We start from the raw sequence: 7,155 nt of genomic DNA, 5'->3' as shown, positions 1-7,155 counted from the left end.
CGCGTAACTAATGTGCTCATTTACATAACCATGCCGCCATCAACCTTAATGACCTCACCCGTAATATAGGATGAGCTGTCACTGACAAGAAAAAGAGCAAGGTTCGCCACATCGGCAGGACTGCCAAGCGAATTCATGGGTATAAGTTTAAGCATCGCGGTTTTTTGCTCATCTGTCAATTTATCAGTCATTGACGTTTTAATAAACCCGGGAGCTATAGCATTAACGTTAATGCCCCTTGAGGCAAGTTCTTTGGCACTGCTTTTTGTAAGCCCTATTAATCCTGCCTTGCTCGCGGCATAATTAGCCTGCCCGGCATTACCCATAATACCTATAATAGAGGCTATATTGACTATTTTGCCAAAACGTTGTTTTACCATGGGACGGCATACCGCTTTCGTAAAATTAAAGGCCCCTTTCAGATTGACCCTTAATACGGCGTCCCAGTCTTCTTCTTTCATGCGCATCAGCAGTGAATCCCTCGTGATGCCGGCATTGTTGATGAGTATATCAACTCTCCCAAATTTGTCAAGGGTTTTATTGACCATGTTTTCACAGCAGGCATAGTCTCCCACGTCAACTACTGATATATCGCATTTTCTGGAAAGAGCCTCTATCTGGGCCATCGCGCGGGCAAGCGCCTGCTGGTCAACATCGCATAAAGCTATGTCGGCGCCTTCCTTTGCCAGGGCGAGGGCAATCTCGTTTCCTATGCCCCGGGCCCCGCCTGTCACTATAGCAACTCTATTTTTTAATTTCATGGCACTCTATGATTAACATACCAGCGGGTAATTAGTCAAGCAAAATCTTGTTGATTTTAAAAATTATTTTTGAGAAATTTTTTCCCATCCGGACAATTTACGCTGATCGTCAAAATAAAAATATATCTTATCACCTCTAAAATATGTTGACGCGGGCGGTTTATAGACCCATCTTGTTCCGTTATTGGCAGCCGATACGGGCCCTCCGCATACCGCTGTCAACTCCCGCTGTGAAATACCCTGCTTTATATCAGGCCCATTCAAAAATGATAAGGCTTTTTGATAATTTATCCCGTCAATCTTATCCTGCGCGTCCATGGCATCCATGCTGTCAGAAATGCCTTTAAGCTTTCTAAGCTCTCCCGCGGAATATGAAGTTTTAGCGGGAAAAACGCATGCCGTAAGGCATATAACTAATAATATAATAATATTATATATATTCATTTATTCTATAATCGCATATTAGCATCAAAGAAATGGATTTGCAACAGAAATCAGGAAAAGAAAACATCTTTTTACGCTGAACGCGCAAGGGCGGCTTCAACGGCCCCCCTGGCGCCAAACGGTATAGGGCACAGGCTGTCCGGAGGCAGGTTATTGATAAACAACTCTGTAACAGTTATCTTTACGTCATTTCCGAAACCTTCCGGGGCATAAACAATTGTGCCGTTATCAGTCATAAAAAACCTGACCTTATAAAAAAAATCTCCTGCCTGTGTCAGCGGCAAGGATAACCTGAATTTATAAACAGTCTCTTTTTCTCCTTTATTGGCCGTCTTGCAGGTCATGTCAAGGGCGTGCCAAGCCCCTTTGCCGTTTATATCAGTCCATACCTGCGGTTTGACGCTTCGTATCGGCACGGAATTATCCAGAGTAAGATCAGCTTCAATGATAAGCCCCTCTCTTGTTAGGTTATGCGCGAGCCGAGCGGTCTGCCTGACGGCCTTTTCCGCTATCTGCGCCCTTTTGGCCGGTAAAAATACCTCAAGAACGTATCTCTTGATCATATTCTCTATGTAAAGAACCTTGGCATCTTCATAGATATTGGCGCGAAAATTCTCCCATGCCCTTGTTAAGCCTTCCTTATATCCATAATACAAATCCGATACGACCGACAAGGCCTCATATAGTTCCATAGGCTTGATATCTTTTAATATAAAACCATTGCCTTCTTTGGTAAACATATTATAATGCCTGATAAATTCATCCCCCCACATCCCTGATGACATTATCGGCACATTGCCGTTTATGGCCGCGCGCATACCGCTTGTGCCGCAGGCCTCCTCCTGATGCCCTGTATCAGGATTTCTTCTGGGCATTTCTACCCATGCGTCCGTTCCAGAGGCAGCGGTCTTCATAAGCTCAACATCATTGCCTGAAATGAACACAAAACGGCCCTTTAAGGCAGGGTCATGCATCCATTCAATGAATTCGGCAACCCATGATTGAAGGTCATTGTTGTGCTCATTGACAATAATGCCTCCCACAACAACCTGCATACCCAAACCCTTTACGTGAACATCTCTGCCGTCAATATTTACTATCGTGTCAATGCCCCTGTCCTGGCAAAGGGCATTGATTATGGGCTTTAGCATGGGCAGCTGCTGTTTATAATAATCTATTCTCCTTATCGCGCAGGTAATCGGCATGGACATGCTAAGCCTGACACCGGTCTTTTGTTCTATAAGCGCTATAAATTTTTCTTTGTCTTCTTCGTGGATCTTCATTAATCGCGCGGGATCAAGGCTTGCACTGGTATTTTCCGCCTCTCTTAAAATATCGCTCTTCCAGAATTCGCCCGTACCGTTTAATACGCCTTTTATCTTGTCTTTAAACCCGGGAAACATATTCTTAAGTGTATTTTTGTGCCTAAAGCTTACACCGTTTACTATATGCGCCAATTCCATAGCTGCTTTTGAAAAATTCAAGTTATTATGTTCATCCACAAATACATCCTTAAGCCCCGGGGCCAGGTTCATCCGGAAGAACCAGTCTCCCTTCCCATAATAAATCTGTAATCCCGCGGTTATAGGGGTATGGTTCGTGAACACACATGCCGTATCTGAAAAATACGGGTCATTGACCGCTTCCGCCATTGCTATAATGGTATGGGCTTCGTTGACGCGTAATATGGCCGGCTTTATGCCGATAGATTTCAATAACTGCGGCACTACTTTTCCAATAAGCACCTGCTGGGAAAACCTGCGCTCTTCAGTGTCCGTATAGAGTATATCATCAACATCTTTGCATGCCACCATAAAAACCGGCGTCCCTGCCCGGCTTAAGACAAATATAGCGGCCCTAAAGTTTTTATACGTTCCCGATAAGAAGTCATACATAATAACATCAAATTTTAACTGGCTCCCGTCACTGCCATTGACGATTTTTATCGGTTGAGACGGATTAACCTCAAGCTGCGGATAATCAAAAATATTGGAGTCAGAGAACACTCTGCAATCAACAGGATTGGCATGGTCAATCAGCGCGTCATAATCTACCTTAACCCTATCAAGCCGTTGCCTCTTTTGTGCATAATCAGTCTTGGGCACAAGCCTGTTTTCATACATAGGCATAATGATAATCGGTTTTATCCCATGAACACGTTCATTAGATATAGCTTTTTTTTGCCCCTCACCGCTGTCGCCTTCCAAAATACCCAGCCCTCCCCTGGAGCCTGCCGGGGCAGCTTTGTGAAGTTCAGGCAATATGACTTCCATAGATAACTCAACAATAGTGCCACCAATATCTTTAAGAACCTTTTTGAAGGCGTTAGTGCCAATCTCAACCTTAAGATAAGGTGCCGGCATGACAGGACCAAGCGGATCGGACATTATTATATCCTGTCCGGATAACCTGCTTGATTCCGGCCTCAAACAATAACCCTGATCGCAGGGCAAAACCAAACAGATAAATATAGCTATAAATTTTTTCATTAAAGCCTGATTGTTTGAAAATATATTTGAGGGTAAAAAATCAATCCAAATTTTATATAGTCTGATTATATTTTCTGCCCATTAGTTTGTCAATTAAAAATCTTAAAAAAAATCTTTTTTATTTCTGTATTATGCCGCGCGCCTGGCATACGATATCATCTGTCCCTGGCTAAACATAAACCCGCTCATAGGCCCTGGACGAGGCCGCAGTCTGTATAAGTGAGCCTGCTTTATCGCGTCCGGCCACTGTTCGTTGATTATGCCTGATAATGACTTTATAAAATCCCATTTTTCTATTACAGCAAGCGCCAATTTTTTAAGAACAGGCCTGTATCTATCGTGCTCGGCAAACAATGAAGACGACAGGCCAGTGTCGCGGTTATGGGATGTGGCATCAATCATTATTTTATATAAACCGTATTCATCGCTCTGAAGTATATCGGAAGCGGCTTTTGACAGATCCAGTTTGGCCGTGGCTTGAAACGGCATCGTCTCCCAAAAAAACGCCCTGCCGGGCGTGATTGAATTGATACATAGCATATTACCGAGATTGTCCTGGCCGGTTATAAGGCTGGGCAGGTCATTGCTCAAGGCAAAAAGCTGGCCGAATAATTTGCGCGGAACGCTTGAATTCAGAACCAATGTCACATTAGTGTTTCCTGAAAGGACAATCTTTAAGCTTGATTCCTCACTACAATACTCCACCAGCCTGAAACCGTTCTGTCTTGCAATATCAACGGCCTTGTCGCGAAATTTGACGTTATTTTTGGCATAATTTACAAAGACTACAGCCGGGGAAGAGGCAAAATCCTGATAATTGCCCCTGGCATTTATAAAAGCGTTGAAATACTGCTTTAAAGAAAAAATACAGTGGGCATAGATAAAACCCCATCGGCTGTGCACAGCTTTATTTATATCAAGCAAGCCGCTTCCCGGTATCTTTCTTAATATACGCCCGCGCTCTTTAAAAATATCGCCGCTTTCATTGCAATACTTCACATAGCTTTCAAAATTAATTGATGTAGGCGGAACGCCAAGGCTGTCTTCATTAAACCCGATAAGATAATCGCCGCCTTTATTGGGCTCCAGCCATGAGATATCTCTGCCTAATTCATGTATCCTGATCTTCATAACGGCATTACCGGCAAACTGATCAAAATAATCGCTTTCCTCCATGTATTCATCCTGATAAACAGCGTATATTATGGTAAAGTCGTTTTTTCCTACACGTTTTTCAACTTCTTTTACGTCGTCTCCGGCATTTATATAAGTTATGCCTCCGAATCTCCGTATCCGATTTTCGGCATTGAAGCCCGGCACCAGCTTGATCTGGTTCAAAAACTTGCAGGATTTGTCTTCAAGGAAAATTACCTTAACCGGAATATGCGGATATGCCTGTTTCAGCCTCTGTGCCGCGTTAACCATGAAAACAATATCTCCCGCGCCCGCCAGTTTACGCGGCAGTATTAACACAATGGAGGGATTGCGCGTGTTAAGGGCCCTGTCAGATGCCAGGAAAGGTTGATATTCCAACAGAGACTCAATAATCAACTTGGCTACGGAAACCCTGCTTGCCGCGGAAACCACAGTATCGGTTGATATTATTTCTTTTATGAGCAAAAGGCCGTTGTCGTCACGGCAAGACAAAAATGTTTCTAATGCCCGGGAGGATTGCTTGCCGTGCACAACCGCCGCGAATATGTCTTTTGCCCCATATCTATCCCTGAGCAGGCGGGCCATCTCAACTATAGTTGACCCGCCTGAAATAACATCATCAAATATAATAATGTCTTTGCCCCACACGTCAAGGCCTTCCGGAGCTTTAAACGATACATCCTTGGCGTTTTCTTGTTTTTTCTTAAAAACATACAACCGTTGTTGATACGTTTTGGCTATCAAAGAAAGGAAATCCGCGATACCCTGATCAGGGGCAATTATAATAGCGTCCTTTAAACCCTTCTCTTCCCTTAGATACGTCATAAGATAAGGCAGGGCATTAAGATTAATTATATCCAAGCCTTCCACCCCCTCAAATCTATAGGCATCGGCACGGGGTTCTTTTATGAAATGCGTGTTTATAGTATATATCCTGTCGCAATACCCGCTTATAAGCATAAGCAGCATCTTGGCCGCGTTAGCGCTAAAGGCCTTGGGGCCGTATTCGGTAACCGGAAAATTTTTTTCCTGACGGTCATAGGAAAAAAATAAAAACAACACATGCACGTCCGCCGCGCCGTGCTGTCTAAGAGATTGGAGTATGGCCAGTAATTCTACGATACCTTTATGCGCCCTGGTGGAATGTATCAGCAGGCATTTTTTGCCTGACACATCCTCGGGCAAGCGCACCCTGACCTCTCCAGAATCAAAAGTAGTCACATCTACACTTGCTGACTTCAACCCGGTATCCCGGTTTTGCGGCCGGTTCAGGCCTTTAATAATATTATTTTTCAGGCGGTTTTTTTCAGTAAAAAGCAGATATTCAAATTGCTTGCCTCCTGTTTGTTTCAGATAAATACGATTATCGTGGTAAAAAACCATATCTGCCGGAAAAGATAATCCCTTCGGGTCTTTGAAATACTTACAATCCATAGTATATATATCGGCATACGGCGCAAGAACATCCAAAATCACACCGCTTTTTAAAACAGAATCCGGTAAGAGGCAAGCGATTTTTTGCGCGCGCGCGTCCCTTAAAGCGGCTATCTGCAGTATTAGCTCCACAAAATCATCATCTGTTTTTATGTCTTGGACAATCCAGGCAACCCGGCCCTTGATACCGCCGGGATTAACTACGGTAATGCGCATCTCACCATCAGGAAACACATCTTTTTTAAATTCAACGGATACTGTTTTATAAAAATCAGCAAAGCCTTTTCTTAATACGCGCGTTTTTGACCCGGACGCAAATACTTCAGGGTCTGCTGTTATTCTTCGGTTTCTCAATTTTTCAAGTCCAAAATTATCCAAAAAACCATTATACGCCATGGTAAGTCCGGTAGAAACAGGCCTAAGCATGGATATAGGCGCATTGTCCGGCATTTTTTCGCCAAAGCACTGTGTGCCTAATATATTATTAATAAATAATATAAATAAAATAAAAATATTAATCATAAAAAATAATTATTCTATCAATAAATACAAAGCGTGAATGGATAATTAAAGCGAGATAGGTTAAAATATAAATATTATTAAATGTTTTTATAAATTATATAATAAGAATATCATATGAAATGTCAACAATCAATAAAATTATATAATTTTATAGAGTTTATTCTGTCTTGTTCCGAAAAACAAATATACTTCAAATGTATTCCTTTTTTGTCTAATTGTTTACACGAATCCAATACATATGATCCTTTATATGCCAAAGAAACGTTAACGTCCATTTATAATTATCCGAATATTAACAGTTTAATACATAAATAGTATGATTCAAAATAAAAGCGGGCATTCAATAAAAA

The 7,155-nt window shown here is 42.3% G+C and carries 4 protein-coding genes; all 4 read right to left on the bottom strand.

Annotated features, from left to right (window positions below; genetic code table 11):
* Window positions 1–20: 20 nt before the first annotated feature.
* Complete coding sequence (gene fabG / locus PHV77_02695) at window positions 21–761, bottom strand: 3-oxoacyl-[acyl-carrier-protein] reductase (GenBank protein ID MDD5504207.1); 741 nt, start codon at window positions 759–761, stop codon at window positions 21–23.
* A 63-nt stretch (window positions 762–824) separates the two neighbouring features.
* The gene (locus PHV77_02690) at window positions 825–1,205 is read right to left on the bottom strand and encodes a hypothetical protein (protein MDD5504206.1); all 381 of its coding nucleotides are present in this window, start codon (window positions 1,203–1,205) and stop codon (window positions 825–827) included.
* Window positions 1,206–1,276: 71 nt separating this feature from the next.
* Entirely contained in the window at window positions 1,277–3,694 is a 2,418-nt protein-coding gene (locus PHV77_02685; protein ID MDD5504205.1) for a glycogen/starch synthase, read from the bottom strand.
* Between the two features lie 129 nt (window positions 3,695–3,823).
* Window positions 3,824–6,733, bottom strand: coding sequence for a ribose-phosphate diphosphokinase (prs, locus tag PHV77_02680; GenBank protein MDD5504204.1), 2,910 nt, complete (start codon window positions 6,731–6,733; stop codon window positions 3,824–3,826).
* Window positions 6,734–7,155: the final 422 nt, after the last annotated feature.

This window comes from Candidatus Omnitrophota bacterium (assembly GCA_028716165.1).
Classification (GTDB): Bacteria; Omnitrophota; Gorgyraeia; order JABMRG01; family JABMRG01; genus JAQUQI01.
Note: the sequence above shows the minus strand (reverse complement) of the source record. Positions and strands in the feature narration are given on the sequence as shown.

Excerpts from the sequence above, each read along its gene's own strand:
- fabG (MDD5504207.1), bottom strand. The coding sequence starts at position 761 with ATGAAATTAAAAAATAGAGTTGCTATAGTGACAGGCGGGGCCCGGGGC.
- PHV77_02690 (MDD5504206.1), bottom strand. The coding sequence starts at position 1,205 with ATGAATATATATAATATTATTATATTATTAGTTATATGCCTTACGGCA.
- PHV77_02685 (MDD5504205.1), bottom strand. The coding sequence starts at position 3,694 with ATGAAAAAATTTATAGCTATATTTATCTGTTTGGTTTTGCCCTGCGAT.
- prs (MDD5504204.1), bottom strand. The coding sequence starts at position 6,733 with ATGCCGGACAATGCGCCTATATCCATGCTTAGGCCTGTTTCTACCGGA.